Annotated in this window: 25 protein-coding genes; 5 read left to right on the top strand and 20 right to left on the bottom strand. The window is 71.0% G+C overall.

Annotated features, from left to right (window positions below; genetic code table 11):
- Nucleotides 1-45 precede the first annotated feature (45 nt).
- From D892_RS41855 to D892_RS0122025, 15 genes are all read right to left on the bottom strand, one after another.
- Nucleotides 46-1659 (bottom strand): ComEC/Rec2 family competence protein, encoded by a 1614-nt coding sequence (locus tag D892_RS41855; RefSeq protein ID WP_232236139.1) that lies wholly within the window; start codon nt 1657-1659, stop codon nt 46-48.
- Nucleotides 1660-1964: 305 nt separating this feature from the next.
- Entirely contained in the window at nt 1965-2948 is a 984-nt protein-coding gene (locus D892_RS41850) for a helix-hairpin-helix domain-containing protein (protein WP_024803329.1), read from the bottom strand.
- Nucleotides 2949-3332: 384 nt separating this feature from the next.
- Nucleotides 3333-4175, bottom strand: a complete 843-nt coding sequence (locus D892_RS0122085; RefSeq protein WP_024803328.1) for a class I SAM-dependent methyltransferase — start codon at nt 4173-4175, stop codon at nt 3333-3335.
- A 204-nt stretch (nt 4176-4379) separates the two neighbouring features.
- A complete protein-coding gene (locus D892_RS0122080; RefSeq protein ID WP_024803327.1) occupies nt 4380-5222 on the bottom strand; it encodes a DegV family protein in 843 nt (280 codons plus the stop codon).
- A gap of 59 nt (nt 5223-5281) precedes the next feature.
- Nucleotides 5282-5995: a diglucosylglycerate octanoyltransferase gene (octT, locus tag D892_RS41845; protein ID WP_036569500.1), complete on the bottom strand. Its 714-nt coding sequence runs from the start codon at nt 5993-5995 to the stop codon at nt 5282-5284.
- Nucleotides 5996-6267: 272 nt separating this feature from the next.
- Nucleotides 6268-7701 (bottom strand): hypothetical protein, encoded by a 1434-nt coding sequence (locus D892_RS47855; protein WP_024803325.1) that lies wholly within the window; start codon nt 7699-7701, stop codon nt 6268-6270.
- Nucleotides 7691-8380, bottom strand: a complete 690-nt coding sequence (locus tag D892_RS0122065) for a histidine phosphatase family protein (RefSeq protein WP_051499844.1) — start codon at nt 8378-8380, stop codon at nt 7691-7693. Before D892_RS0122065 ends, D892_RS47855 begins: the two co-directional genes overlap by 11 nt.
- 14 nt (nt 8381-8394) lie before the next feature.
- Nucleotides 8395-8790: a ribosome silencing factor gene (rsfS, locus tag D892_RS0122060; RefSeq protein WP_024803323.1), complete on the bottom strand. Its 396-nt coding sequence runs from the start codon at nt 8788-8790 to the stop codon at nt 8395-8397.
- Nucleotides 8791-9087: 297 nt separating this feature from the next.
- The gene (nadD, locus tag D892_RS0122055) at nt 9088-9732 is read right to left on the bottom strand and encodes a nicotinate-nucleotide adenylyltransferase (protein WP_084161173.1); all 645 of its coding nucleotides are present in this window, start codon (nt 9730-9732) and stop codon (nt 9088-9090) included.
- 151 nt (nt 9733-9883) lie between these two features.
- Nucleotides 9884-10663, bottom strand: coding sequence for a DJ-1/PfpI family protein (locus D892_RS0122050; protein WP_051499140.1), 780 nt, complete (start codon nt 10661-10663; stop codon nt 9884-9886).
- Nucleotides 10660-11658, bottom strand: coding sequence for a GlxA family transcriptional regulator (locus tag D892_RS0122045; RefSeq protein WP_232236138.1), 999 nt, complete (start codon nt 11656-11658; stop codon nt 10660-10662). Before D892_RS0122045 ends, D892_RS0122050 begins: the two co-directional genes overlap by 4 nt.
- Before the next feature lie 121 nt (nt 11659-11779).
- A complete protein-coding gene (locus D892_RS0122040) occupies nt 11780-12514 on the bottom strand; it encodes a hypothetical protein (RefSeq protein ID WP_024803319.1) in 735 nt (244 codons plus the stop codon).
- A gap of 109 nt (nt 12515-12623) precedes the next feature.
- Nucleotides 12624-14099 (bottom strand): VWA domain-containing protein, encoded by a 1476-nt coding sequence (locus D892_RS0122035; protein WP_024803318.1) that lies wholly within the window; start codon nt 14097-14099, stop codon nt 12624-12626.
- Nucleotides 14100-14101: 2 nt separating this feature from the next.
- Entirely contained in the window at nt 14102-14977 is an 876-nt protein-coding gene (locus D892_RS0122030) for a MoxR family ATPase (RefSeq protein ID WP_024803317.1), read from the bottom strand.
- A 150-nt stretch (nt 14978-15127) separates the two neighbouring features.
- The gene (locus D892_RS0122025) at nt 15128-16396 is read right to left on the bottom strand and encodes a glutamate-5-semialdehyde dehydrogenase (RefSeq protein WP_024803316.1); all 1269 of its coding nucleotides are present in this window, start codon (nt 16394-16396) and stop codon (nt 15128-15130) included.
- A gap of 367 nt (nt 16397-16763) precedes the next feature.
- Here D892_RS0122025 and D892_RS0122015 point away from each other — a divergent pair, with 367 nt between their 5' ends.
- Complete coding sequence (locus D892_RS0122015) at nt 16764-17633, top strand: ribokinase (protein ID WP_036569495.1); 870 nt, start codon at nt 16764-16766, stop codon at nt 17631-17633.
- A gap of 45 nt (nt 17634-17678) precedes the next feature.
- On the opposite strand, the gene D892_RS0122010 is transcribed toward D892_RS0122015, so the two are convergent.
- Complete coding sequence (locus tag D892_RS0122010; RefSeq protein WP_024803314.1) at nt 17679-18482, bottom strand: NAD(P)H-binding protein; 804 nt, start codon at nt 18480-18482, stop codon at nt 17679-17681.
- A 10-nt stretch (nt 18483-18492) separates the two neighbouring features.
- The gene (locus tag D892_RS0122005; RefSeq protein ID WP_024803313.1) at nt 18493-19443 is read right to left on the bottom strand and encodes an AraC family transcriptional regulator; all 951 of its coding nucleotides are present in this window, start codon (nt 19441-19443) and stop codon (nt 18493-18495) included.
- Nucleotides 19444-19517: 74 nt separating this feature from the next.
- Between D892_RS0122005 and D892_RS0122000 the strand changes: the two genes are divergently transcribed.
- On the top strand, nt 19518-20195 hold the full coding sequence (locus D892_RS0122000; RefSeq protein ID WP_024803312.1) for a class I SAM-dependent methyltransferase: 678 nt from the start codon (nt 19518-19520) through the stop codon (nt 20193-20195).
- A 181-nt stretch (nt 20196-20376) separates the two neighbouring features.
- Here the strand turns inward: D892_RS0122000 and D892_RS0121995 are convergent, their stop codons facing one another.
- From D892_RS0121995 to D892_RS0121985, 3 genes are all read right to left on the bottom strand, one after another.
- Nucleotides 20377-21045, bottom strand: a complete 669-nt coding sequence (locus tag D892_RS0121995) for a class I SAM-dependent methyltransferase (protein ID WP_024803311.1) — start codon at nt 21043-21045, stop codon at nt 20377-20379.
- A 67-nt stretch (nt 21046-21112) separates the two neighbouring features.
- On the bottom strand, nt 21113-21523 hold the full coding sequence (locus tag D892_RS0121990; protein ID WP_024803310.1) for an MmcQ/YjbR family DNA-binding protein: 411 nt from the start codon (nt 21521-21523) through the stop codon (nt 21113-21115).
- Between the two features lie 9 nt (nt 21524-21532).
- Nucleotides 21533-22444 carry an LLM class F420-dependent oxidoreductase gene (locus D892_RS0121985; RefSeq protein ID WP_024803309.1) on the bottom strand — a complete coding sequence of 304 codons (912 nt, stop codon included), beginning with the start codon at nt 22442-22444 and terminating at the stop codon, nt 21533-21535.
- Between the two features lie 159 nt (nt 22445-22603).
- Here D892_RS0121985 and D892_RS0121980 point away from each other — a divergent pair, with 159 nt between their 5' ends.
- From D892_RS0121980 to xylB, 3 genes are read left to right on the top strand one after another with little or no spacing between them, the layout of a single operon-like run.
- Nucleotides 22604-23644 carry a glycoside hydrolase family 172 protein gene (locus tag D892_RS0121980; protein ID WP_051499840.1) on the top strand — a complete coding sequence of 347 codons (1041 nt, stop codon included), beginning with the start codon at nt 22604-22606 and terminating at the stop codon, nt 23642-23644.
- A 41-nt stretch (nt 23645-23685) separates the two neighbouring features.
- The gene (locus D892_RS0121975; protein WP_024803307.1) at nt 23686-24732 is read left to right on the top strand and encodes a zinc-dependent alcohol dehydrogenase family protein; all 1047 of its coding nucleotides are present in this window, start codon (nt 23686-23688) and stop codon (nt 24730-24732) included.
- Nucleotides 24729-26129 (top strand): xylulokinase, encoded by a 1401-nt coding sequence (xylB, locus tag D892_RS41835; RefSeq protein ID WP_198037163.1) that lies wholly within the window; start codon nt 24729-24731, stop codon nt 26127-26129. Before D892_RS0121975 ends, xylB begins: the two co-directional genes overlap by 4 nt.
- The last annotated feature ends 50 nt before the right edge of the window (nt 26130-26179 follow it).

Here is a 26179-nt window from a genome sequence, read left to right as displayed (position 1 = left end):
AGGACGGCCCGCCGGGCCACGAGCGGTCGCTGCCCGCGGCGCGCATCATGGCGCGGCCCGGCCGGATCGGTGCGGCTCGCGCTCGGCACCGCCGGGATCGGCACAGGTCCGGGTGAGTCGGCACAGCAGTACGACCGTCGGTGCCACGACGGCCACGACGATGACGGTGCCGCGCACGCCGTTCGGCACCGCCACCGACAGGTCCAGCGCCGCACCGTGTTCGGCGACGGAGAGCAACCACCACAGCGGTGGACCGGTCAGCCATAGCACCGGAACCGCGACCGGCTGCCACACGCACGCCAGCACCGCGCCGATCGTCCCGAGGATGGTGATCGGTGCTACGACCGGTTCGACCAGTACGTTCGCCAGGATGGCCAGCAAGCCGACGTGCCCGGTCAATGCGGCGATGATCGGGGTCGTGACGAGGAACGCCGCCGCCGAGACGGCGAATGCCTCGGCGGGCCAGTGCCGCCAGCCGCGCTCGCGCAACCATCGCGCCCAGTTCGGCGCCAGCAGGATCAGGCCCGCCGTGGCGAAAACCGACAGTGCGAATCCGGCGTCCATCGCCAAGGCGGGTGCATAGGCGAGCAAGCCGAGGACCGCCGCGCACAGCGCGGACAGGACGTGTTTCCGGCGTCCGGTCGCCATCGCCAGTACGGCTATGCCACCCATCACCGCGGCCCGCAGGACCGACGGCGACGGCCGCGCGAGAATCACGAACACCACCAGCACCAGCGCCGCAAGTGCAATGCCCAGCCGGGCGTCGAGGGTGAGGACCCGCACCGACACGAGGACGGCGGCGAAGAGAATCGACACGTTCATCCCCGAGGCGGCCGTCAGATGCGTCAGGTCCGTTTGCTCGAAATTCTCGCGGACGTGGTCGGGCAGCCGGGACACATCGCCGACGACCAGGCCCGGCAACAGCCCGGCCGCATCCTCGGACAGTGCCGCACCCGCCGCGGCGGCGAACCTCGACCGGGCCGCGCCCGCGACGCCCTGCCACCACGGCGCCTGCGACACCATCTTCGGCGGGCCCTGTGCCCGCAGGACCGACACCGTCAGATCCCGCCGCCAGGGCAGGTCGGTTCGCGCGCGGAATTCCACCGACTGCCCCGGCAGCACCGTCGCCCAGCCGGGTTCCGATGCCACGACGAATACGGCTCCGCCCGCCCGGACGGGAACCTCGCCGTGGCGGTATTCCCGCAGGCTCGCCCGCAGCATCCACTGGCGTCCCCCGAAGGCTTTGGCGGGCAAAGGTTTCGGATCGTCGGTCGGCGTGATCACGACCGTCAGGTAGGTCCCCGGGGCCGCGGCCCGCAGCGGATGCTCCGCCACCCGGTACTCGTGCCAGGCGGCGGCCACCGCGAACCCGCTCCCCGCCAGCGCCGCGGCCACCGTGGCAGACGCGATCACCCGCCGAATCCCGCCCGGCGTCACCCGAACCGACCACGCACCCAGCATGATTCCCACGGTCGCCGATGCGACGGCCAGCGCCAGCCCCACCCGCCAACCGAGGACGACGGCCACAACCGTTGCACCCCAGCACATCACGACCGACGGCACCAACCGCACGTCGAGGAGATCCGGCTCGGCAACGGGCTCCCGCTCCCGCCGGCTCCTCCGCACGGTATCCCGCACCATGTCTCCCCCGTTCATCATCGATCCCGCCGCCGGTCGACCTCACCGCCGGCCCAGCCGTCACCGGCCGCGCCCTCGGCCCAGGTTCCATTACCGATTTCGCCGTCGGCTCGAATACGCCTCCGGCTTCACTTGTCACACCGCTGATCACCGATTTCGTTGCCGGCGTGCGTTCGTCACCGATCTCGGTGCGACGCTTCGACCCCGAACCGCCTGGACGCTGGGCACGCCATCCGCCGCTCGCGGTGCCCATACCGCGCGGACGGCGTCGATGAGTACGCGCATCTGCGGGGAGCGGCACGTCGTCGGCGCAGCGCCCCCGGAGTTCATACCGTCACCGAATCGCGGAGGCGGGCCAATCGGGCCGGGCCGATTCCGGTGATCTCGGCGAGTTGGTCGACGCTGGTGAAGCGGCCGTGTTCGGTGCGCCAGGCGACGATCGCGCGCGCTGTGGTCGGGCCGACGCCGGGCAGTGCGTCGAGTTCGGACTCGGCGGCGGCGTTCAGATCGATCTTCGCGGGCGGGCCGGTGGGCTGTCCGGGAGTCCCTCCGCCGGAAGAGGTCCGGCCGCCCGGAACGACCACGCTTCCCATCTGCGGCGGGCCCGGCTGAGGCCCGAGGGCGCCGACGGCGATCTGGTCGCCGTCGGCGAGGCGCTGGGCGAGGTTCAGGCTCGCGAGGTCGGCGCCGTCCTTGGCGACGGCGATCGAAAGGGCGTCTGCCACACGGGAACCGGGTGGCAGACGCAGCAGTCCGGGATGCTCGACGAGTCCGACCACACTCACCACCAGCTCGGCGGCCCGGTCGCTGGCCGGTGCGGCCGGAGCGCTGCCGGACGATGCGGCGGCGGTCGGCGCGGACGCCGGTTCCGCCGCCCCGGCCGGACTCGGCACCGCGCTGGTACGCACGGCCGGCAGCGGCGGAACGGGTTGCGCCACAGGTCTTTCCCGCTGTGCCGCGGCGGCCGCGAGCAGTACGGCCACCAGCCCCACCGCGGCCAGCACCAGCACGCCCCGTCGTCCGGGGTCGAGCCTGGTCCCCCGGAAACGCTCGGGGACCAACCGCTCGTGCCACAGCGAGAGAGCACCGGAGGGTTCGCTCAGCCACTGCGGAGTGCGCGGGCCCTCGACCGTCTCGTCCCACCGGTCCGGGCGGCCGTCGTCATGACCCGGCTCGCCGGAGTCGAGCTCGCCCGGTTCCGCCTCGTCGCGATCCCACCGCCCGCCGGGCACGGCCCGTGTCCCGCCGGGCCCCGCGGCGAGCGCCCCTAGCCGCTCCCGCACCCGCCTCCGCTCCTCGTTTCGCCCCATGCGGACCAACGTAGGCAGACCAACCGCCTGAACGACCCGGCCGACAAGGGCTTTCGGCAACCCTGGGGACAGGGAACTCCCTGTGCACAACACACCCGGGATCACCCATCACCTGTCACACCGATCTGGTATCGGCCGGCCCTTCCGTGCGGCCGACAGCAGAACGACCCCGACGCGGTCATCCGGACCGTCCGCCACCCGCGACATCGGTCGTAGCGCGAGCCGCCACGGACATCGGGACGGCAACCTGGGCGTCGACAGCACAGCACCCTTCTCGAATCGCTCTCCAGCGGCTCGGGCAGCTCAGGTCGTCGGCAGCTGACGTGGCCTCGATGCTCTCGTCGCGGGAGTGGAATCCACTGGCAGCTCGCTAATCGCCTGCGATCAGCCCGCTGGGCGGTGGGCGTAATGGACGGTCCGGGCGGTCAGCAGAAAGAGGTCCGGGCGGCGATCGATGCTCTGCGGATCATCGGGGTTCAGTAGGCGGTCCAGCGCCGCGCGGTCGTCGGGGTCCAGATGGTCGGCCTGCATGCCGCGAAGGCGTTCGAACCACTGGCGCACCGAGCGGCGCGGGCCCTCCTCCAGCGGCGCGGGACGGTCGACCAGGAAGCTGCGGCTGTGCGCCTCGACCAGGCCGGCCGCGCGCAGCATGGCGGGCCAATCCTCGGTCACCGGCGCGGAATCGGGTAGTTCGGCGCGCATGCGGTCGAACCGTTCCGCCATCGCCACCTCCAGCCGCAGTTGCAGGCCGGGGCGGCCGAATCCGATGTCACGGGGCAGCCACCGCGTCGGCAGGCCGCCCTCGGCGATGGCCAGCGTCCCGCCCGGACGCAGCAGCGCGGCCATCCGGGTCAGCGCGCCCTGCTGATCACCGACATGATGGACGACATTCGCCGACCACACCAGGTCGGCCTCGGGAAGTTCGCCCAGACCGGCCGGAAACTCCGCCACCTGCGTCTGCAGCCGGACCCCGAGCCGCCCGGCCCGCTCCTCGGCACGCGCCAGCAACTCCGGTGTCCCGTCCACCGCGATCACCTCGGCGCCCGGAAACCGCTCGGCCAGCAGACACGCCGCCACACCGGGTCCGGACCCGATATCCAGAATCCGCTTCGGCTCCGGATCCGCGAGCCGATCGAACGCGGCAACCAGATACGGGCTGTACGCCTCCCCCTCGTCCACCAGCATGTCCGCCATGGCGGCCCAATCGAAGTCATGATCGTGGTCCATGCCTCGACCATGCGCCCGCCCAGCCAGTTCGGTCAAACATTGTTGCCGGGTTGGCAAATCCACATGCACAATGTCATCCGGAATGGTGCCGAAGAGGCCGTTTTCCCTACACCGAGTCGATGCGCCGTGACTTCCGTTTCGCCATGAGTCGGGACAGTTCGACGGGGAGAGCGACGGCCCGGTGGATCAGGGGTTCGGTGGCCCTCAACTACAGCCGCCGGGAACGACCAGGACCCCCACCGCGCCCGGGCCGAGGTGGACGGCCAGGGTGGGGCCGAATTCGGCGGTGATCAGTTCGTCGATTCCGGGGATGAGGTCGGTCAGCTGGGTTGTGATGGTGGCGGCGGCCTCGGGGGCGCCGAGGTGCTGGACGGCCACCGCGGCGCCGTCGTCGCCGGCCGCATCCACTGCCGCGGCAACGAGTTTCGCGTAGGACTTGGAGCGGGTGCGGGCCTTCTCGCGGAGTTCCAGGCGGCCGTCGACTATGTGCAGGATGGGTTTGGTGACCAGTTCGGTGCCGAAGAAGGCGGCGGCCGAGCTCAGGCGGCCGCCGCGGCGCAGCTGTTCGGTCCGGTTGACCACGATGAACGCCCGGCCGCGGGTCGCGGCGGAGGTGGCGGCGTCGTATACCGCCCGGAGGTCGGCCCCCGCCCGCGCCCGGCGGGCGGCCGCCAGCACCGGCAGTCCCGTGCCGAGCCCGGCGCTCAGCGAATCCACCAGCCGCACCCGATCGGCGGCATCCACATCGCGGACCGCCTGCCGGGCGGCCTCCCAGGTGGACGACAGCCGGCGTGAAATATGCACGGCCACAACACCGTCGCCGCCACTGCGGGCCAGGGCTCGCTCGTAGGCGGCGCCCAGCTCACCCGGTGCGGCCGCCGAGGTCGTCACCGTCGAGGAGGTGTAGTCGATCGGCTCGTCGTCGACGCCCTCGCGAATCGCGCGGCCGTCCACCAGGACGTGCAGCGGCACGACGACGATGCCCAGGTCCGCGACGAGATCGGCGGGCAGGCTGGCGGAGGAGTCGGTCACCACGACGACGGCCATCCGCTACCCGGCCTCCCGGTGACCGGCGGTGCGGGGCTGGCGATCCGGAAGGGTGCGGCTCATGCACCGCCCTCGGGCTCACCGACCTCCGACAGCACCTTCACCATCGCGCGGGCCACCGCGTCGTGCCCCTCCCAGCCCCAGTGAATGCCGTCCGGATTGGATTCCCCGCCGAAGATGTTGTCGCGCACAGCTTCCGCCAGATCCACCAGCGGCACGGCGGTGGTCGCCGACCACGCGCGCATCGCCCGGACGGCGGGCTCGCGGCCGGAATGCACCCGGCCGTACGCCTCGCAGTCGTGCACCGATGGCAGCACCGCGACCATCGGAAGGTCGGGACGCAACTGCGCCAACGCCTTTCGCGACTGCTCCAGATAGTCGACGCTCACTCGCGGCGGCAGCGCGACCGGGCGGCCCAGCTTGGCCAGCCGGGGTTGCGCCCACTGGTATCCGGTGCGCACCACCCGCCGCAGCGACGGCGGACGGAGGTACCGGATGAGTTCGCGCAGCGCGGTCGGCAGCGGCGACGGCAGGGAATCCATACCGCCCGTGGCGAAGACGACCGCCCCCGCCCGCGGCACCGCCGCCCACACCCGCGGGTCGCCGATGAGTGCCCAGTAGGCGTCGCGGCAGGTCCAGCCGATTCGCCCCACCAGCTCGACGTCCCAGTCCAATTCGGCCGCAACCAGATTCGGCCAGATCCGGGGATCGTTGGCGGCCAGGCCACCCTGCGGTCCGAAATAGGCCAGCGAGTCGGCGATCACCAGCAGCACCGGCCGCCGACCGGTCGGCGACGACTCGGTGCCGGCCCCCGCAACGTCCTGGCCGGCCGGATCGGCGCCGACGGTTGTGGCCGCGTCGCGGGATGGTTCGATACCGGCCACCGACGACGTCCCCGAACCCGTGGCTGCCTGTCCATCGCCGGCCGCGGCGGGCTCGATCGCGCTGCCCGAAACCGCTTGCGCGCTATCGGATACGTCCGCGCCGACGGGTTCGGGGCCAGTGGGCCGACCATTCGGATCGGGGTCGACGGGGCCGGAACGCGTCACGTAGATCGCCCTCCGAACAGCCGCTTCACGGCCCGCAGCAGCTTCCCGCCGCCGGCGGCATCCCCTGTGGCGTCGGCACCTGCGGCCGGAGCGAGGCGCTCGGGTTGTCCCGCCTCGTCAGCGCGGGTTTCCTGCCCGGTGCCGACCGTTGCCCCACCGGGCGTCGGCGCGGCCGGAGGCGCCGTCGTGCCCGGGCCGTCGCCGGCCTCCGCGACGGGCGAACCCTCGGTCGGCCCGTCCGAGGAGGACGTGGAGTCATCCCGGCCGTCCCGGCCATCGGCTGCCGCGCCGTCGGCCTTCTCCTGCGGCACAGCCGATTCCGCCGACACGCCCGACTCGTCGGGCACCGAATCCTGCGGAACGACACCGCCACCAGCGTTCCCCGCAGCGCCGTCACCGGACTCGATGTCGCCACTCTCCTGCGGGACCACCGACGGCTCCTCAGCCGCCCCCGCAGCATCAGCCGCCCGCTCGACAGCATCGGTCCGCTCCTGCGGCACAACCGATTCCGCCGACGCAGCCGACGCATCGGACACCGAACTGCCTGGAACGGCCTCCTTCTCCGCCGCACCATCAGCCGGTTCGGCAGCGGTGCTCTCCCGCGCTGCGACCGACTCCGCCGACGCATCAGGCGCCGTAGCTTCCGGAACGGCCTCGGGGCCGGCGGCGTCCGCTGCACCATCAGCCGTCGCCGCGGTACCGTCGGCAGGTTCCACAGCGGCACTTTCCGCCGAGACAGCCGATTCCGCCGGGGCCGACGATTCACCGGACGCGGAAACCTGCGGGCTCTCGCCGGGCTCTTGCTGCCGCACAGCCGATTCGGTCACAGCGGAATCCTCGACCGTCCCCGCCACATGCCCGGCGGTCTCGGCATCGGACACCCCCGTATCGGACACCACAGCAGCACCCTCGACAGGAGCGTTCGCCGCATCGGCGGCATCGAGTCCGGCGCTCGCACTCACCACCGCTTCCGACGAGGTCACCGAGTCACCGGGCATCTCGCCCGGCTGGACCACCTCTGCGGCCTCGGCATCGGACGCCACGGCAGGAGCGTTCGCCGCGTCGGCGGCATCGGATCCGGCGCTCGCACTCACCACCGCTTCCGGCGAGGTCACCGAGTCGCCGGGCGCCTCATCCGGCTGGACCGCCTCGCCGCCCTGCGATTCGGGCGGCGCCACCGGCCCGCCGAACAGCAGGTCGGGCAGTTGCCGCACCGGCGTATCGGACTCCTTGCGAAACAGTTCGTCGGGCACGGCCCCGCCGCGCTCGAACTCCGGCTCGGCCGGCCGCGCGGGCTTTTCGGGTGGCGGGCCACCGAACAGGTCGTCCGGTAGGTGCCGCACGGGACCTTCGGACGCCTTGCGAAGCAATTCGTCGGATATCTGCCGGACCGGTTCGTCCCGGTCGTCGGAAGATCTATCAGAGGACATCAGGTGCTACCTTTGCCGCCGCGTTCCACACATCGAGCCGCCACCCGGGCTGCTCGATGCTCGGACCGTGGCTGCTGAGCTGCACCCAGCTGGTGTTGGCCAGCCCGCCCAACACCGGCCAGTTCTCATGGGGCAGCTCCAGCAGCGCGGCGGTCAGCGCTGCGATCAGCCCGCCGTGCGCGACGAGGATGATGGTACGGCCGGGCCAGTCGGTGCGCTCGGCGAACAGCTCTTCGACCACCGGCAGGGCGCGGGCACCGACCTCGAGCTTGCTCTCCCCGCCCGGCGGGGTGTAGTCGGCATTGAGCCGCCAGATCTGGCGCGCACCCGGATACCGATCGTCCACATCGATGTGCGTGAGCCCCTCCCACTCGCCGAGGCTGGTCTCGCGCAGCCGCCGATCGCGCACCACGTCCACGGCGGTGTGGTCGGCCAGGGCGACCGCGGTGTCGTAGGCGCGCCGCAGGTCCGATGACACGATGGCGATGGCGTCGTGGCTGACCAGCTCGCGGGCGGCGTCCTTGGCCTGGCGGCGGCCCAGCTCGCTCAGCTCGGTGTCGATCTGGCCCTGCATGCGATCGGCGGCGTTCCACTCGGTCTGGCCGTGCCGCAACAGGATCAGTCGTCGAACTCCGGCGTGTTTACCCTGCCGGGCGCTCGGTAGCGCGGAATCGTGCACGGCGGGTTCCAGATTCACTCGGCGGCCTCTGCATCGTCGTCGGGCCGACCCCCGATCCCGTCCACCGGAATCTGCGGACAGTCCTTCCACAGCCGTTCCAGGCCATAGAATTCGCGCTCGTCGCTGTGCTGGATGTGCACCACCAGCTCGACGTAGTCCAGCAGCACCCAGCGGCCCTCGCGGGTGCCCTCGCGCCGCACCGGCTTGTGCCCGGTCAGCCGCAGCTTCTCCTCGACGTTGTCGACGATCGCGTTGACCTGCCGCTCGTTCGGCGCGGACGCGATCACGAAACAGTCGGTGATGACCAGCTGTTCGGAGACGTCGAGCACCACCACGTCGGTCGCCAGCTTCTCGTCGGCCGCGCGCGCGGCCGTCTGCGCCATCTCGACCGCTTCCACGGTTGCCGTCATGCCGTATCACCTCCGGCCCGAGCGGGGCCCTCCATGGTTACACTCCGCTGCCGCCTCCGGGCCTGACCGCTCATGCGGTATCGCACTGCGGCACGAGCGGGGCCCTCCGTGGTTACACTCCGCTGCCGCCTCCGGGCCTGACCGCTCATGCGGTATCGCACTGCGGCATGAGCGGGGCCCTCCGTGGTCACACTCCGCTGCCGCCTCCGGGCCTGACCGCTCATGCCGTACCCCCTCCGGCGTGCGCGGGCCGCTGCCCCCGCTGTGGCCCGTTCCCCACGCCACGTGCCTGCTCGCTCACGCCTGTGTCACCTTCCCGTTTCCTCCCGGCACGTACAGGTGCCGCTTCGATATGTACTGCACGACACCGTCGGGAACGAGGTACCACACCGGCCGCCCCTCGGCGGCGCGGCGACGGCATTCGCTCGACGAGATCGCCAGGGCGGGGATCTCGATGACGGTGACCGCATCGGCCGGCATACCCCGCAGGTGCTCGGCGAGGTGGTCGACGTTCAACTCGTACCCCGGACGACTCACCCCGACGAACTTCGCCAGCTCGAACAGTTCCGCCCAATCCTGCCACGTGAGGATGCTGGCCAGCGCGTCCGCACCCGTGATGAAGTACAGGTCGGTGTCGGGATGCTGGGACCGCAGGTCACGCAGGGTGTCGACGGTGTAGGTGACCTTGCCGCGGTCGATGTCGGCCCGGCTGACCGAGAACCGCGGATTGGACGCGGTCGCTATCACGGTCATCAGATACCGGTCCTCGGCCGGGCTGACCTGCTTGGCGGACTTCTGCCACGGCTCGCCCGTCGGTACGAATACGACTTCATCGAGGTCGAAGCGGTGCGCGACCTCGCTGGCGGCAACCAGGTGCCCGTGGTGCACGGGATCGAACGTCCCGCCCATCACGCCCAGTTTCCGCCGACCTGTTTCCTGCACGAATGCCGAGCTTACTGGGCACGCTCCGGCCGATTCGGCAGCACCGTCGAGCACCCCCCGGCCATCCGGTCCCAGGGCGGCCCCGAGCCGGTGACCGCCACTCCCCTGCCGGCGCGACTCGGCCGTTGCGTATCCCCCCGGACCGACAACGCTAGCGCTGTGATCGGGCGATTATCGCTTGGGCACGGGCCCGCTGGTCCGCATCGGCCCGCGTCGCATTGCCCGCATCGAAGGGGGGCTGCGGATCGTATTCGATGCCGAGCTGGATGGCCCGTGCCGTGTCTTCGTCGGTGAGCTGCGCGGCCAGGTACAGCGCCATGTCGATGCCCGCGGAAACGCCTGCGGCCGTGATGAATTTGCCCGACCGGACGTAGCGCTGGGGTAGGTACCGCACGCCGAAGGTGGATTCCAGGTAGGGGCCGGCCGCCCAGTAGGTGGTCGCGGAATGCCCCGTCAGCAGCCCGGCTGCCGCGAGTATCAGCGCGCCGGTGCATACCGACGTCGTCCAACGAGAGGTCCCGTCGATGCGGCGGATCCAGTCCAGCAGCGCGTTGTTCTGTGTCACGGCGCGGAACCCGCGTTCGTCACCGCCGGGGATCAGCAGCACATCGACGTGGTCCACGTCGCCGAACGCGCGCTCCGCGACGAGTGCGGCGTCCCCGGTGTCGGTGCGGATCGGGCCGGGCCGTTCGCCGATCATGGTCACCCGCGCGTCCGGCACCCGGGACAGGATCTCCGCCGGACCGGTGGGATCGAGCAGGCTGAATCCGTCGTACAGCAGGATTCCGATACTCGGTCCGGTGGCATCGGGACGCGCCTCGGCACGGCGTGCGCCCGCGGCGGCGAATGCGGTGGCGAGCAGGACGGTGCTGCCGCGCAAGACATTTCGGCGGGCAGCGAGCCGGGAGCCCGGAGGCGGCGAAGGCGTCATGACACCGCAGTGTCGTCGGCGTCGCCACGGGTGGACAGCGGTATGTCCGTCTGCTTGCGCATCGTGTCCCCGCTCATGCCGTATCTGTCGAGCAGGGCCTGGCGCAAGGTCTGCGCCGAACCGAAACCGCAGCGCCGGGCGATCGCCGCCAGTGGCAGTCCGGTCCCGCGGATCAGGTGCGCCGCGGCCTCGGTGCGGGCCGCGCGGACGGCCTCGGCCGGTGTGGTCCCCAGATAGGCGCTGAACAGCCGGGTGAGGTGTCGTGTGCTCACGCCCGCGCGGCCGGCGAGCGCCGCGGGCGTCAGGTCCTCGCGGAGATGACCGGCGATGTAACCGGTCAGGTCGCGAACCAGGCGGTCGGCGGGCGGCGGCGCGGCCAGGAACATGCTGATCTGCGCCTGATCGGCCGGACGGTGCAGGTAGGTGACCAGCTCCCGGGCGACGGAGCGGGCCAGGGTGGGGCCGTGGTCGTCTTCGATCAGCGACAGCGTCAGGTCCAGGGCCGCGGTGGCCCCGCCGCTGGTGTAGATGTGGCCGTCGCGGATGTACAGCGCCGTGGTGTCCACCGCCACCGCCGGATAGTGGGCCGCGAGGTCGTCGCCGAATCCCCAGTGCGTGGTGACCCGGCGATCGTCCAGCAGTCCGGCCGCGGCCAGAATATATGCGCCCGTACATATTCCGACCGTCCGGCGACTTCTCCCGGCCAGTCGGCGAACCTGTTCGAGCAGGCCGGAGTCGGTGGCCGCGCGCCGGGTCCCGACGCCGCCGACGACCATGAGGGTGTCCAGGGTGCCGGTGACCGCCGCCAGGCGCCCGCTGCCCAGCACTATCCCGGCCGAGGTTCGCACCGTCCCGCCACCGGCGGCGGCCAGCTCCACCGCGTAGGGCGGAGCCGCACCCAACCTCGTGGCGGCGTCCAAAGCTCCACTGGGGCAGGCCACATCGAGAATCTGGACATCGTCGTAGGCGACGATCAGTACACGCCGGGCAGTCACCGTGCTCACGCTAATACTGCAACGTCCCTCGTCACCGCACATGGCGGCCGGAGGAGTGTGCGCCCCGGAGAGGAGGGTCCGGCGCGTCCGCTCCACCAGTGCACGTGTCGGGCGGGCGAGGTTACGAGGGGCTGCCGGGGTCGGTGGTGTGGTGGCTCGGGGCGCTTCGTCGGCGCTTGACGAGTTCGGTGGCGAGGCGGCGGAGGACCGCCGGCGGGCGGGTGGCGGCGTGGGCGGCGGCGGCCGAGGACAGGAGGTCGGCGTGTAGTTCGCGGCAGCCGGGTGTACCGGCGACCCATTGCGCGCCCCTGGTGAATTCTCTTGCCGCGGAGCGGTATCGGTGCAGCGCGTTCAGGCATTCGCCGAACTGTTCGTGGAGGACGGCGATCTGGGGGGCCGGGTAGGGGATGTCGGGGTGAGCCAGGGCGGTGCGGTAGAGCGGGACGGCGTCGCGGTAGCGCCTGGTTCGGTAATAGATGCGGGCGGCCAGCAGGGTGTGGTGTGCGGCGTCGGCGGGCGAGAGGCCGCGCCAGTGTTCGGCGGCCGTCAGCGCCGCGGCGGCGAGATCCGCGTCGCGGCCGGGCTGGCCGCAGATGGCCGTGACGATCAGCGAATACAGGCGGGCCAGCCGATCGGCGGGCAGGACGCCCTCGCCGGCGGCGGCCGCGCGGCGGAGCGTGGCTTCGGCGACGGCCGGGGTATCGGCCAGCCGGGCGGTGCCGAACTCGATCAGGGACGACAGCTCGTCCGGGGAACACGACGACAGCTCGTCCGGGGAACACCCGGGCTTGTCGGACGATAGGGCGCTCGACGCATCGGCGGGGTGATCGTCGGCATCCCAGGGTCGGCTCGGCACACGCGCATGATCGCCCGCACTGCTTGCGGGCGACTTAACGACTTCTAATATCCGGCACGCGGACCCGAACCCGCAGCGCATCCGGCCTTAGATCGCTTCGGACTTCGTTCTACACCGGCAGCAGGCGGCTGACGACCGTCGTGAGCTGGCGGGCCGAGCGGCACTCGTGCATCTCGATGATCTCGTCGTAGCGGTCGGCGGCGGAATCGCCCGTCCCCCACATCTTCTCCGCCTCCGGATTCAGCCAGTAGGCGTGTTTGGCCACCTCCACCAGCTGCCGCAGGGTGTCCAGCGCGGGGTCGCGGTAGTTGGTGCGGGCGTCCCCCAGGATCAGCAGCGACGTGCGGCTGGTCACCGCGTCGGACCAGTTCTCGGCGAAACCCTCCAGGGCCGCACCGTAATCGGAGTGCCCCTCGATGCCGACGACCTTCGCCTCGGCGAAGATCCGGCGCGTCACCTGATCCAAGGGAGTCACCTGGTCGAACAGATCGGTGACCTCGTCGACGCGATCGACGAACGCGAAGATCCGCACCCGGGAGAACTGCTCGCGCAGCGCGTTCACCAGAAACATGGTGAAACTGGAGAATCCGGCCACCGAACCCGAGATATCGCACAGCAGAACGAGATCCGGGCGGCCGGGGCGCGGCTTGCGGGCGGCCAGCTTGATCGGGACGCCGCCGGTCGACATGGACTTGCGCAGTGTCTTGCGCAGATCGATCTCCCCGCGCCGGGAACGGCGGCGGCGGGCCGCCAGCCGAGAGGCCAGCACCCGCGCCAGTCGCTGGCTGCTGCGCCGCAGCTCGGCCAGCTCGTTCTCCGAGATGCGCAGGAAGTCGGCGTCCTCGGCCTGACGGGGTACGCCGTAGGTGGCCACCCGGTCGCGGCCGATGCGCTCGGCCACCCGGCGGCGGGTCTCGGACTCGACGGTGCCGCGGAAGCTCTTGATCCGCTGCCGGGCCGCGCGCCGGGCGACCTCGGTGTCGAAATCCGAATTGTCCTGGCCCGCGGCAAGTCCCGCGAGGATCTTGCTCACCAGCAGTTCCGGCTGCACGTCCCGGAGCGTCTGGTACGCCGAGAACGACGGACCGTTCGCGGACCGGTACTGCCCCATCTGCTCGACCATCTGCGCGGCCAGATCCTGCAGCTGCCGGGCCCGTTCGCCCGACGGGTCGGCGACCAGCAACTCCGCCAGCATCTTTCGCAGCTCGATGATGTCGACCTCGCCGTCGGGCTTGCGCGGGATCTCGATCTCCCGCGCACCCGCGCGCTCGCCCAGCGCCGCCGGGAACCACAGGTCGAACAGCGCATCGAAGGTGGCGCGCTGCGCGGAACGCCGCACCAGCGCGCAGGACAGCCCCTCGCGCAGCATCTCGCGGTCCATCAGGTCCAGCACCGTGAGAACCTGTCCCGCGTCGACGGTTTCCGACGGACCCACCGGAACTCCCCGGGCGCGCAACGCCTCCACGAATCCGACCAGATGACCGGACAGCCCGTGCGGCGCAACGGATTCCGGCTCGGGCGGCCGGGCCGGCGCGTCCGGCCGCGCCGCCGAGACGAGTGAGCGGGCGCCTCGCCTGCCGGACACGATCAGGCCAGCTTCAACTCGGCCAGCGCGCGCTCGTGGTCGCTGCGGTGCTTGAGCACGACGCCGAGCGTGGCGCGCACGGTCTTGTCGTCGAGGTCCTTCAGGCCCAGCGCCAGCAGCGTGTGACCCCAGTCGATGGATTCCGCCACCGACGGCAGCTTCTTGAGCTGCATGCCACGCAGGACGTGCACGACCCGCACCAGCTGCGCCGCCACGGCCGGTTTCAGTTCCGGTACCCGGCTTGCCAGGATGCGGCGCTCCAGTTCCTCGTCGGGAAAGTCGATGTGCAGGTAGAGGCAGCGGCGCTTGAGCGCCTCGGACAGTTCGCGGGTGGCGTTGGAGGTGAGCACCGTGAACGGGCGGCGGACGGCGGCGATGGTGCCGAGTTCGGGGACGGTCACGGCGAAGTCGCTGAGCACCTCGAGCATCAGGCCCTCGATCTCGACGTCGGCCTTGTCGGCCTCGTCGATCAGCAGCACCGTGGGCTCGGTGCGCCGGATCGCGGTGAGCAGCGGGCGCGACAGCAGGAACTCATCGCTGAAGACGTCGGATTTCGTGTCCTCCCAGCCGTTTTCACTGGACGCCTGGATACGCAGGATCTGTTTGGCGTGGTTCCACTCGTACAGCGCCCGCGCCTCGTCGATGCCCTCGTAGCACTGCAACCGCACCAGTCCGGCATCCGTCGCCTGCGACACCGCGCGGGCCAGCTCGGTCTTGCCGACACCGGCCGGGCCCTCGATGAGCAACGGCTTACCGAGCCGGTCGGCCAGAAATACCGAGGTGGCGGTCCCCTTGTCGGCCAGGTAGCCGGTCTGCGCCAGCCGCTCGGTCACATCCTCGACCGATGCGAAGATCGGCTCGTGCACTGCGGTCTGCACTGTTGCGGTCCTCCTCCGGAGCGAACCAACCGCTCCCTACCGTTCTCCCGGCCCGGGGCCGTGGGCACATGAGGTATGCACCGTATAGAACACCCGTATCGACGGTACACAGTGAGCCCGGCCAGGAGACAGCTGCTCCCGGGAAACCGGTCAGGCGGGGCGGGTCTGGCCGTCGCCCCAGACGATCCACTTGGTGGACGTCAGCTCGGGCAGGCCCATCGGGCCGCGGGCGTGCAGTTTCTGGGTGGAGATGCCGATCTCGGCACCGAAGCCGAACTGCTCGCCGTCGGTGAAGGCGGTGGAGGCGTTGACCATGACGGCCGCCGCATCGACCCTGTTGCTGAACTCGCGGGCCGCGGCCAGATCGCCGGTGACGATGGCCTCGGTGTGCCCGGTGCCCCAGGTGTTGATGTGCTCGACGGCCGCGTCCAGGTCGTCGACCACCTCGAGCGCGATGTCCAGCGACAGGTACTCCTCGCCCCAGTCCGTGTCGTTCGCCGGGATCAGGCCGGGCAGATCGCCGTGCACGGTGACGCCGTGCCGCTCCAGCGCCTCGATCAGCCGCGGCACCGCGATCGTGGCGATGGCGTCGTCGATCAGCACGGTCTCGGCCGCGTTGCAGACGCTCGGGCGGCGGGTCTTGGCGTTGAGCAGGATCGACTCGGCCATATCCAGATCGGCGGCCGAGTGGACGTAGACGTGGCAGTTGCCGGTGCCCGTCTCGATGGTCGGCACCTGCGCGTCGCGGACCACGGCGTTGATCAGGCCGGCGCCGCCGCGCGGGATCACCACGTCCACCAGGCCGCGGGCCTGGATCAGGTGGGTGACGCTGGAGCGGTCCTCGCTCGGCAGCAGCTGCACCGAATCTTCGGGAAGTCCTTGTGCCGCAAGCGCTTCCCGAAGCACCTCGACCAGCGCGGCATTCGAGCGGGCCGCCGAGGACGAACCGCGCAGCAGGGCCGCGTTGCCTGATTTCAGCGCCAGCCCGAAGGCGTCGGCCGTGACATTCGGCCGCGCCTCGTACACCATGCCGACCACGCCCAGCGGAACGCGCACCTGGCGGATTTCCAGCCCGTTCGGCAGCGTCGAGCCCCGCACCACCACGCCGACCGGATCCGGCAGGCCCGCGACCTGGCGCAGCCCGGAGGCGATGCCGTCGATGCGCGCGGTGGTCAGGCGCAGGCGATCCAGCAGCGAATCCGCGGTGCCGCCGGCGCGGGCGGTCTCGATGTCGTCGAAATTGGCCTCGAGCACCCGGTCGGCGGCGGCCAGCAGCGCATCGGCGGCGGCGTGCAGCGCGGTGTTCTTCTGTTCGGTGGTCAGCTGGGCGAGCGTCCGCGACGCCACCCTGGCCCGGCGCGCCGCGTCGTGCACCACCGCGCGGACGGAGTCCTGGCCGGTGGCAGTGGGAGCAGTCATGGGTTACAGCGTACTGACCGGCACCGACACCCTGGCCTGCGGACCGTGCGGTGCTCGAGCGCCTGCTGCGACAGCACCGCCGGGGAGCATCCGGCACGTCCCGGGGAGGCAGACGAGTTCACCGGCCCTCTCACTTGCTGTCGGATCCGGTGCGGTTGCCGCTGCTGCCGGCGATCGCGTCGCGGGCCGGGTCCTTGCTCGCCACACTCGGCCTCCCCACTTCCCGACAAGGTTGCCGCTACCGAAGGTCCTCGCTCACGCCGACGGCCGCGTGCTCGGGCATCCCCGGTCCCCCGGGAGCGCGGCGGTGCGGCGGCTCGGTGCCGAATTCCGGGGATCCGCCGGCGGCGGGGGCTACCGTGCCGATATGGCGCGAATCGTGGTGGTGGGCAGCATCAATATGGATCTGGTGGCTACGGTCGGGCGGCGGCCGGAACCGGGGGAAACCGTGCTCGGGGAGGGGTTCCGGATGGTGCCCGGCGGGAAGGGGGCGAATCAGGCGATCGCGGCGCGGCGGGCCGGTGCCGAGGTGGAATTCGTGGGGGCGGTCGGGGACGATCTGTTCGCCGGGGAACTGCGGACGGTGCTCGCCGACGCGGGTGTGCGCACCCGGCGGTTGCGGTCGGCGGCCGGACCCAGCGGGGTCGCCTCGATCGTGGTGGATTCGACCGGTGAGAACAGCATCATCGTCGCGGGCGGGGCGAACACGACGGTGACCGCACTCGGCCCGGACGATCTCGCGGCGATCGCCGAGGCCGATATGGTGCTGTGCCAGTTGGAGATTCCCGTGCCGACCGTGCTGGCCGCCGCCCGCCACGCCCGCGCCTCGGGAACTCTCGTTCTGCTCAACCCCTCCCCTGTACAACAGCTTTCGCGCGAACTGTGGGATGTCGTCGATATCGCGGTGGTGAACGAGGGCGAGTACGAGCACCTGGGTCCGGCGCTCGCTCCGGTCGCCGATGTGGTGGTCACGCGCGGTGCACACGGCGCCGTGCATCGCGGCCCCGGCGGCGAGCACCACCACCCCGGCGTCGCGGTCCGAGCGGTCGACACCACCGGCGCCGGCGACGCATTCACCGGCGCCCTCGCCGCCCACTGGCAGGAGGGCCCTGCCACCGCCCTCGCCTGGGCATGCACCGCCGGAGCCCTGGCCACTACGAAACCCGGTGCCGGCGCGTCCATTCCGGATCGCGCCGCCATCGAGGCGGCGATGTCGCCACAGCCCTCGAGTCCGTAGTACCGCAACGGCAGCCGACCGGCACAGGGCCTGACGGCATGCCGCTCAGCGGAACTGGCCGGCGTGGGCCGCCGCCCATTCGGCGAAGGTGGTGCCGGGGCGGCCGGTGAGGTCGGCGACGGCGGTCGTCGCCTGTTGTGGGTGCTCGACCGTCATGGCCAGGCCGGAGACGTACCACTCGGCGAAATCGCCCATCGCCGGGCGCAACTGCTCGACGCCCTCGTCGTGGGTGACGGTCTCGAAGGTCAGATCGCGGCCGAGTGCCACGCCGAGCCGGCGGAGACGTTCCGCGCGGGTGAGGGTTTCGGGGCCGGTGAGGGTGTAGGCGATGCCGTCGTGGCCGTCCTGGGTCAGGATGGTGGCGGCGACGCGGGCGATATCGTCCATCGCGATGGCCGCGTTGGCCGAATCCGGATACGGCTCGCGCACCGTGCCGGTGGTCCGCACCTGGTCGGCCCACAGCGTGAAATTGTCCATGAATTCGCCCGCGTACAGGTGGGTCCAGGACATGCCCGACTTCTCGACGGCCTGCGCGACCGGCTGCCAGTCGGTGTTCTCGTCGCCGGACAGGTCGACGACGCGCTCGATACCCGCCTCCCGCGCCAGCCGCAGCACGTCCGTCAGGTTCTCCAGAACGGGCGCCAGGTACATCCGCTGCACGCCCTCGAAGGCCGCGGGCAGCGAGGACAGCCGGCGCAGATATCCGGGCACGACCTCGACGCCCTCGGGCAGCGCGGCGCGTTCCGGATGGTTGGACAGGGCGCGAATATCGTCCGCCCCCAGCGAAATCAGATGATCGACCACTTTCCGCCCGATATTCCCGGTGGCACCGGTGACCAGAATCTTCATGGAAGCCAGGCTAGATGGCCGACCCCTGCCCGAGCACATGAAAATTCGCACGCGCCGGACCGCCGGGATCGACCTCGCCGCAGTCACGCCAGCGGCGAGGTGGCTCGCCGTGGGTGCGGCGGAACAGCCGGGTGAAGTAGCCGGCGTCGGATATCCCGACCCGGCGGGCGATATCGGCCACCGGCAGCTCGGTTTCCGACAGCAGCCGGCGAGCCTCGGACATGCGCCGATCGATGATCCACTCCTGCACGGTGCGTCCGGTGCGGCGGCGGACCACGGTGGTCAGATGGCCCGGTGTCATGCCGACCGCACGGGCCACATCGCGCAGCGACAGCGGCTCGACGTAGCGCTTCTCGATCACGTCGAAGACCTCGGCCAGCAGCGGCTCACCGCTGCGGCGCAGATCGCCGACGACATCGGCGGCCGAGCGGGCGAGATCGATCAGCAGCAGCGTGAGATGCGCCGAGGCCGCCTGCCGGTACCCTTCCCGCCGCTCGGCGAGTTCGGTCTCGACGGCCGCGATCCCGGCATCCCACAGCGCCCGGCCGTCGGCGGGCACCGGCAGCCGCAGTATGCCGCTGGAGCGGCCGTGCAGGAACGGGAACAGCAGCGGGTGAGATCGCCATGCCGGCCACGGAATACGGCCGCCGTCGAGTGCGGCGGGGTCGAAGAACACTCCGACGCCGCTGGTGATCTCGTCGGCCGCGGTGACATCGACGACCTGGCCGGCGCCGATGACGAACACCAGGCCGGCGTCGGCGACGTACCACAGCGCCGGGAAGTCGTGGATGTGCGGGCGCACCACCGACGACAGGGCCGCATCGTGGGCGCCCGCCGGTGCGGTACCGATGCCGAACGCCTCGAAACGCATCAGCGATATCGGCGGCGTGACGAGATCGGACCGGTAGTCGTACACCGGCACGCCCCGGCGATGTCCCACCACTCGGGTCGACTCGGGCATAGAGCCGAATATAGTCCCATTTCTTCCGAGAATCACCCAACTACCGCGCGCCCGAGCTACTCACCATGGAGTACATGACCGAACATCGTCCACATTCCGCGACTACCGCCATGGGGAACCGGCACGACTACCTGCCCGCCGCGGGCCGCGACGCCCTGCTCCCCACCTATGACCTGCTCACCCGCACGCTCGGCGTACCCCGCGTACACCAGCGGCTCATCGATCAGGCAGATCTCCGCGACGACCACAAGATCCTGGAAGTCGGTTGCGGCACCGGCAATCTCACCATCATGGCCAGGCGGTCGCGCCCCGCCGCCGAGGTGACCGGGGCCGATCCCGATCCCCGGGCGCTGTCGCGTGCCGAACGAAAGGCGCACGGGCTACCGGGAATTCGCTTCGACCGGGCATACGGCCAGGAACTCCCTTACGGCGACGGCGAATTCGACCGAGCGTTGTCGTCGCTGATGCTGCACCACCTCGACGACGACGTGAAGGCACCGATGGCCGCCGAGATCCTGCGCGTGCTGCGCCCCGGCGGGCGGCTGCACCTGGTAGACGTCGGCGGCCCGATGACACCTGCCGACGGTCCGGCGGCACGGCTCACACTGCGCGGCCATCACGTCGCGGGAAACCTCGGCGACAACATCCCCCGCCTGTTGCGCGAGGCCGGATTCGACTGCACCGAGGTCGCCACTCAGCGGCACCGGGCCATGGGCCGGGTCACCTACTACCGAGCCACCCGCCCGGACTGACGCTTGCCGTCCTCGTGGCCTGCTCCGTCACCCCGGCCTGCCACCGTGTCACCCCACCCGTGTCACCTCGGGCTCGCCATCCCGTACCCCGGGCACAACGGCGACCGACAGGCCAGGTAACGGAGGCCGACGGCCGACGACTCCCGGCCGGGCCGGGACGCCGACGTGCACGAGTCGGGTTTCAGAGGCGGCGGATGCGGGCCAGCCAGGCGGCGGTGTCGACGGCGCCGTCGGCAGTGGTGGTGAGGCCGTGCTTCGCCACCTCCTCGGCGGTCAGCTCGGTGACCCGGCCGTGGTAGCGGTCGGGCCGCAGCTCCTCCAATTCCCATCCCGCGCCGAAGGATTCGCGGATCAGGGTGTCGCTGATGCGCGGGCCGAAGCCGGGTTCGACGGTCGACAGCGCGAGCACGTGGACGAATCCGCCCGGTGTGCACAGGGCGTGCAGGGCCCGCACGTAATCGGCGCGCGTCGCGGGGTCGTCGCCGAAGATGTGGAACAGCGCGCTGTCGACGATCGTGTCGAAGACACCCAGTTCCGCGGCGACCTCCGGCTCCCGGCCCGCGCGCACGGCGTCGAAGACCCGGAACCGCGCCGCGGGCACGCCCTTGCCGGCGGCGTTGCGCTGGGCGTAGGCGACCGCGCTGGGCGACAGGTCGACGCCGAGCACGTCGTAGCCGAGGCGGGTGAGCAGGATCGTGTGCTCGCCCGCGCCGGTGCCCGGATCGAGCACCCGGCCGGTGATGCGTCCCTCCTGCTCGAGCGCCACGATCGCCGGTTGCGGCTCGCCGATCACCCAGGGGGCGGTGTCGTCGTCGTACACCGAATTCCAGAACTCTGCTGTCTGCGTCATGCCCGCAGCCTCTACCCTCAACCACACTCGAGGTCAAGCCCCGCCGCCGGACAATTCCGGGACCTGGTCACGAACCATGTTCGGCCAGCCAGCGTTTCGCCCGGGCCGCCGAGGCGCGCGACAGCCACGCATCCTGCACCACCTCGGTCAGCTCGTCCAGCCCGAGTTCCCCGATCCTGCTGCCGCGCAACAGGACCGACAGATGGCCGTCGAAATGCGGCGTGCTGAAGAACGGCGAATCCGGATCCTGCACCAGGGCAAGCTTGTCCGACTCCGACGGCACCCAGAACACGATCACATCGGCGTAGCGCTCCCCGGTTCCCGGATCGAACGCGTCCGGGCGCGGTGTCCGGAAGAACACGAACGACTTGCGCCCCACCTGGTAGATCGCATTACCCTGCGGGCCGTACTCGACGGTGACGTGCGGCATGGCCCCGGCCAGCTCGTGCACGTCGTCCACCCGCGCGCGCCGTACCATCGCCGGACCTCAATCGGCCAGTCCGGCAAGCAGTTTGCGGGTGCGCACCGCGTCCTCGCCGTCGGCGAACACGGCGCCGTAGAACTCCGTGGCCCCGGCTGCGAAGACCTCCCGGACGCGGGCGGCCACGTACTCCTCGGAGCCGATGACGGCCAGATCCGCCGGCCCGTCGGCGCCCTCGCGATCCATCATCGCGCGGTAGGACGGCAGCTGGCCGTAGGCGCCGAAGATCGAGGCGGCCGTCTCCCGCGCACCGTCGACGTCGTTGGTGACCAGCACCGGCAGCGCACACACCACCCGCGGCGCCGGCCGCCCCGCCTCGGTCGCGGCGGCGGTGATGGTCGGCGCGATGTGGTCGCGAATCGTCGCCGGGCCGGTCATCCACAGCACCGTGCCGTCGGTCCGGCGACCGGCCAGCTTCAGCATCTGCGTCCCCATCGCCGCCACCAGCACCGGGATCCGGCCCTCGTTCGGCACGCTCAGGGCCAGATTGGCGCTGAGCGTCTCGCCCTGATACGAGACCGGCTCGCCCTCGAGCAGCGGCATCAGCACCGACAGGTACTCCTTCATGTGCCGGGCGGGCCGCCCGAAGTCGTATCCGAAGAGGTTCTCGATGACGACCTGGTGCGACAGGCCGATGCCCAGGTTCAGCCGCCCGGGACCGATCGCCAGCGCGGCGGTGCGGGCCTGCTGGGCCATCGTGCCCGGATGGCGCGGATAGGTGGGTACGACGGCGGTGCCCAGCTCGATGCCCGGCACCCGGCTGCCGAGGACGGCCAGCGCCGTCAGCGCGTCGACCCCGAAGATGTGCGACAGCCAGGCCGAGTCGAAACCCTCGTCGGCGGCCTGCCGCAGGTCGTCGGTCAACCGGGCGAACGCGTCCGGTCCGGTCGGTTCGTTCAGCAGGATGCCGATCCGCACGGTGAGCCTCCTCGGTGGATGAGCGTCGGGTTCGGTCATCCACACTATGCCCCGCTCGGCCGCGTTCCACGATGCCGCGGCCGAGGCCGGTCGACGGCGATCTTCGCAACGCTGCCGCGAATCGTCACCGCCGCGGGCGGGTGGCATGTCAAAATCCGGATGGTGCACGAGATATGGCGGCTCGATCAGGGACGTACCCGCTCGATCAGTCCGGAGAACCCGACGGGGGAACCGGGATCGGGCGGCCGCGCGACGACCGGTACCGGCGCGCACGCCGCCGGCGACCTGGGCATCGGCTGGAAGGTGTCACCGTCGATCCACCTACCGGCCGGCGACACGGCCACGCTGGCCGACGTGCCCGGGCCCGGCATCGTCCGCCACTTCTGGCTGACCACCGACCGCACCGTGCTGCCGCAGCTGACGCTGCGCATGTATTGGGACGCCGAGCCCGAGCCGGCGATCGACGTGCCGCTGGGCGCGTTCTTCTGCAACGGGTGGGACGAGCTGGCGCTGGTGAATTCCGAGATGGTGGTGGTGGCGCCCGCCGGCGGGCTGAACAGCTTCTGGCCCATGCCTTTTCGCTCCCGGGCCCGGATCACGCTGCACAACGGCAGCGACCGCGAGGTGCCGGTGTACTACCAGATGACCTACCTGGAGCAGGAGGTGCCGCGCTCGGCGGGCTATCTGCACGCCCGCTGGCGGCAGCGGAGTCCGCTGGGCAGCCCCGCGGTGCACACGCTCCTCGACGACGTTCCGGGGCCGGGCCGCTACGTCGGCACCTATCTGGCGATCGTGCCGAATGCTCCCGGCTGGTGGGGCGAGGGTGCGCTGAAGTTCTACCTGGACGGCGACACCGAATTCCCCACCATCTGCGGCACCGGCACCGAGGACTATTTCGGCGGCGCCTGGAATTTCGATCTCGCCGACAATTACCACACCTATTCCACCCCGTATCTCGGTTTCGTGCAGGCACTGCCCGCCGAGCACATCTACCGGCCCGAGCAGCGATTCGGGATGTACCGCTGGCACGTGCGCGATCCGATCTGTTTCGACCGCAGCCTGCGCGTCACCGTTCAGGCGCTGGGCTGGCGCGACAACGGCCGCTATCTCCCGCTCGAGGACGCCGAAATAGCCACCACCGCGCTCTGGTACCAGCATCGCTCGGTCACCGGCCGCCGCCATACGGCAACATCGGGGTGAAATCGGCCCATTTCGGGCACTGCGGAGTGCACAGTAGAGCTATGCGTGCGCTGGTGATCGATGAACCCGGGCGATTTTCGGTGGCGACCGTGCCCGATCCGGCGCCGGGCCCGGACGAGGTGATCGTGCGGGTGGACGCGGTCGGCATCTGCGGCACCGACCTGCACATCGTCGCCGGGGAATTCCCGCCCACGCCCTATCCGATCGTTCCCGGGCACGAATTCGCCGGGGAGGTGGTCGAATCGGGCCGGGCGTCCGACGGTGTGCGAGTGGGCGGCAGCGTGCGAGTGGGCGACGGTGTGCGAGTGGGTGACACCGTGGCCGTCGATCCGTCGCTGTTCTGCGGGCACTGTCACTACTGCGCGATCGGCCGCGGCAACCTGTGCGAGAACTGGGGCGCGATCGGCGATACGGTCGACGGCGCGATGGCCGAATACGTGAAGGTGCCGGTCGCCAACTGCCACCGGCTGCCCGGGCATGTGACGGCCGTGCACGGGGCGCTGGTGGAGCCGCTGTCATGCGCGGTGCACGGCTTCGACGTGCTGCCCCGGCGGCTGGGCTCGAACTACCTGATCTACGGCGCCGGCACGATGGGATTGCTGATGGTGCAGCTGGCCACCGCGGCGGGGGCGGCGTCGGTATCGGTGGTCGACCTCGACACCACCCGGCTGGAGGCGGCACGCACGCTGGGCGCCGACGCGGCCGTCGCCGATGCCGACGACCTCGACCGCCCGGAGGGCTGGGAGATCGTGATCGACTGCACCGGCGCGGTGGCGGCCATCGAGGACGGGCTCGCGCGGGTCCGGCGGGGCGGCACCTTCCAGCAGTTCGGGGTCGCGCCCGCCGAGGCACGCGCGTCGATCTCGCCGTTCCGCGTCTACAACGACGAGATCACCATCGTGGGATCGATGGCGGTGCTGCACAGCTTCGGGCGGGCCGTCGACCTGCTGGGCGAGGGTGTGATCGACGCCGACACCATGATCACGCACGATTTTCCGCTGACGGAGTTCGACGAGGCGCTGCGGACCTTCCGATCCGGGGCGGGGCGCAAGATCCAGATCCGGCCGCAGTCGAAGGAGCGTCGCTGATGTTGGTAGCCGGGGTCGACAGTTCGACCCAGTCCTGCAAGGTCGTGGTGTGCACGGCCGATACCGGAAAGATTCTGCGGCACAGCCGGATTCCGCATCCCGACGGCACCGAGGTGGCGGCCGGCGAGTGGTGGCGCGCGCTGCGGTCGGCCGCCGACGGGCTGCTCGACGGGGTGTCGGCGATCGCGGTGGCGGGGCAGCAGCACGGGCTGGTGGGATTGGACGAGGCCGGCGTTCCGGTGCGTCCGGCCCTGCTGTGGAACGACACCCGTTCGGCGGGGGCCGCCGCCGATCTGGTGGACGAGCTGGGCGGGCCGCGGAAGTGGGCCGACGCGGTGGGGCTCGTGCCGCTGGCCGCGCATACGGTCGCCAAGCTGCGCTGGCTGGCCGATCACGAGCCGGAGCACGCGGATCGGGTTGCGCGCGTGCTGCTTCCGCACGACTATCTGACCTGGCGGCTGCGCGGCGGCACATCCGACGTCGAACCGGTCACCGATCGCGGCGACGCCTCCGGCACCGGCTACTGGTCACCGAGTACCGGGGAGTACCGCACAGACCTTGTCGCCCTGGCCTTCCGGGACCGCTCGCCGGAGTTGCCCCGCGTGCTCGGGCCGGCCGAGGCGGCCGGGGTGACCGCCGACGGGATGCTGGTGGCAGCCGGGACCGGTGACAATGCCGCCGCCGCACTGGGTTCGGGCATCGGCGACGGCGATGTCGTGGTGTCGCTGGGCACGAGCGGCACGGTGTTCACCCGTGCCTCGCACCCGGCATCCGACGCCACCGGGGCGATCAACGGATACGCCGACGCCACCGGGGCCTTCCTTCCCCTGGTGTGCACCCTGAACGCCGCCCAGGTGCTCGATCGCACGGCCGCCCTGCTGGGCAGCACGATCGGTGATCTGGAAACCCTTGCACGGCAATCCGATCCGGGGGCGGCCGGCCTGACGCTGCTGCCGTATCTGGCCGGCGAGCGCACCCCGAACCTCCCCGGCGCCACCGGCTCCCTGCACGGCCTCACCCTGGACAACATGGCCCCGCGGCACGTGGCGCGCGCCGGTATCGAGGGCATGCTGTGCAACCTCGCCGACGCACTCGACCGCCTGCGCGCCGACGACATCCGGCCGCGGCGCATCCTGCTCATCGGCGGTGCGGCGGCGAACCGCCTGGTCGCCGAGGTCGCCGCGCAGATTTTCGAGGTCACCGTCGCCGTCCCCGAACCACAGGAGTACGTCGCCCTGGGTGCCGCGCGACAGGCCGCCTGGGCCCTGTCGGGTGCGGCCGAGCCTCCGGCATGGACCACCCCGCCGGCACCGGAATTCCCTGCGCCACCGGACAATCCGGGCCCCGAGATCCGGGCCCGCTACGCACGGTACCGGCGACATACCCACGAAATCTGAGCGAGACCCCGGCTCCCGATCCGAATTCCGTTGTGCCGTCATACCGTTCG

It is taken from the genome of Nocardia sp. BMG51109 (assembly GCF_000526215.1).
In the GTDB taxonomy this organism is placed as follows: domain Bacteria; phylum Actinomycetota; class Actinomycetes; order Mycobacteriales; family Mycobacteriaceae; genus Nocardia.
This window is presented reverse-complemented; position numbering and strand designations above follow the sequence as displayed.

Bases quoted from the DNA above. Each gene is read 5' to 3' on its own strand.
- D892_RS41855 (WP_232236139.1), bottom strand. From the start codon at position 1,659: ATGATGAACGGGGGAGACATGGTGCGGGATACCGTGCGGAGGAGCCGG.
- D892_RS41850 (WP_024803329.1), bottom strand. From the start codon at position 2,948: ATGGGGCGAAACGAGGAGCGGAGGCGGGTGCGGGAGCGGCTAGGGGCG.
- D892_RS0122085 (WP_024803328.1), bottom strand. From the start codon at position 4,175: ATGGACCACGATCATGACTTCGATTGGGCCGCCATGGCGGACATGCTG.
- D892_RS0122080 (WP_024803327.1), bottom strand. From the start codon at position 5,222: ATGGCCGTCGTCGTGGTGACCGACTCCTCCGCCAGCCTGCCCGCCGAT.
- D892_RS47855 (WP_024803325.1), bottom strand. From the start codon at position 7,701: ATGTCCTCTGATAGATCTTCCGACGACCGGGACGAACCGGTCCGGCAG.
- rsfS (WP_024803323.1), bottom strand. From the start codon at position 8,790: ATGACGGCAACCGTGGAAGCGGTCGAGATGGCGCAGACGGCCGCGCGC.
- D892_RS0122050 (WP_051499140.1), bottom strand. From the start codon at position 10,663: ATGACGCCTTCGCCGCCTCCGGGCTCCCGGCTCGCTGCCCGCCGAAAT.
- D892_RS0122025 (WP_024803316.1), bottom strand. From the start codon at position 16,396: ATGACTGCTCCCACTGCCACCGGCCAGGACTCCGTCCGCGCGGTGGTG.
- D892_RS0122015 (WP_036569495.1), top strand. From the start codon at position 16,764: ATGGCGCGAATCGTGGTGGTGGGCAGCATCAATATGGATCTGGTGGCT.
- D892_RS0122010 (WP_024803314.1), bottom strand. From the start codon at position 18,482: ATGAAGATTCTGGTCACCGGTGCCACCGGGAATATCGGGCGGAAAGTG.
- D892_RS0122005 (WP_024803313.1), bottom strand. From the start codon at position 19,443: ATGCCCGAGTCGACCCGAGTGGTGGGACATCGCCGGGGCGTGCCGGTG.
- D892_RS0122000 (WP_024803312.1), top strand. From the start codon at position 19,518: ATGACCGAACATCGTCCACATTCCGCGACTACCGCCATGGGGAACCGG.
- D892_RS0121995 (WP_024803311.1), bottom strand. From the start codon at position 21,045: ATGACGCAGACAGCAGAGTTCTGGAATTCGGTGTACGACGACGACACC.
- D892_RS0121990 (WP_024803310.1), bottom strand. From the start codon at position 21,523: ATGGTACGGCGCGCGCGGGTGGACGACGTGCACGAGCTGGCCGGGGCC.
- D892_RS0121980 (WP_051499840.1), top strand. From the start codon at position 22,604: ATGGTGCACGAGATATGGCGGCTCGATCAGGGACGTACCCGCTCGATC.
- D892_RS0121975 (WP_024803307.1), top strand. From the start codon at position 23,686: ATGCGTGCGCTGGTGATCGATGAACCCGGGCGATTTTCGGTGGCGACC.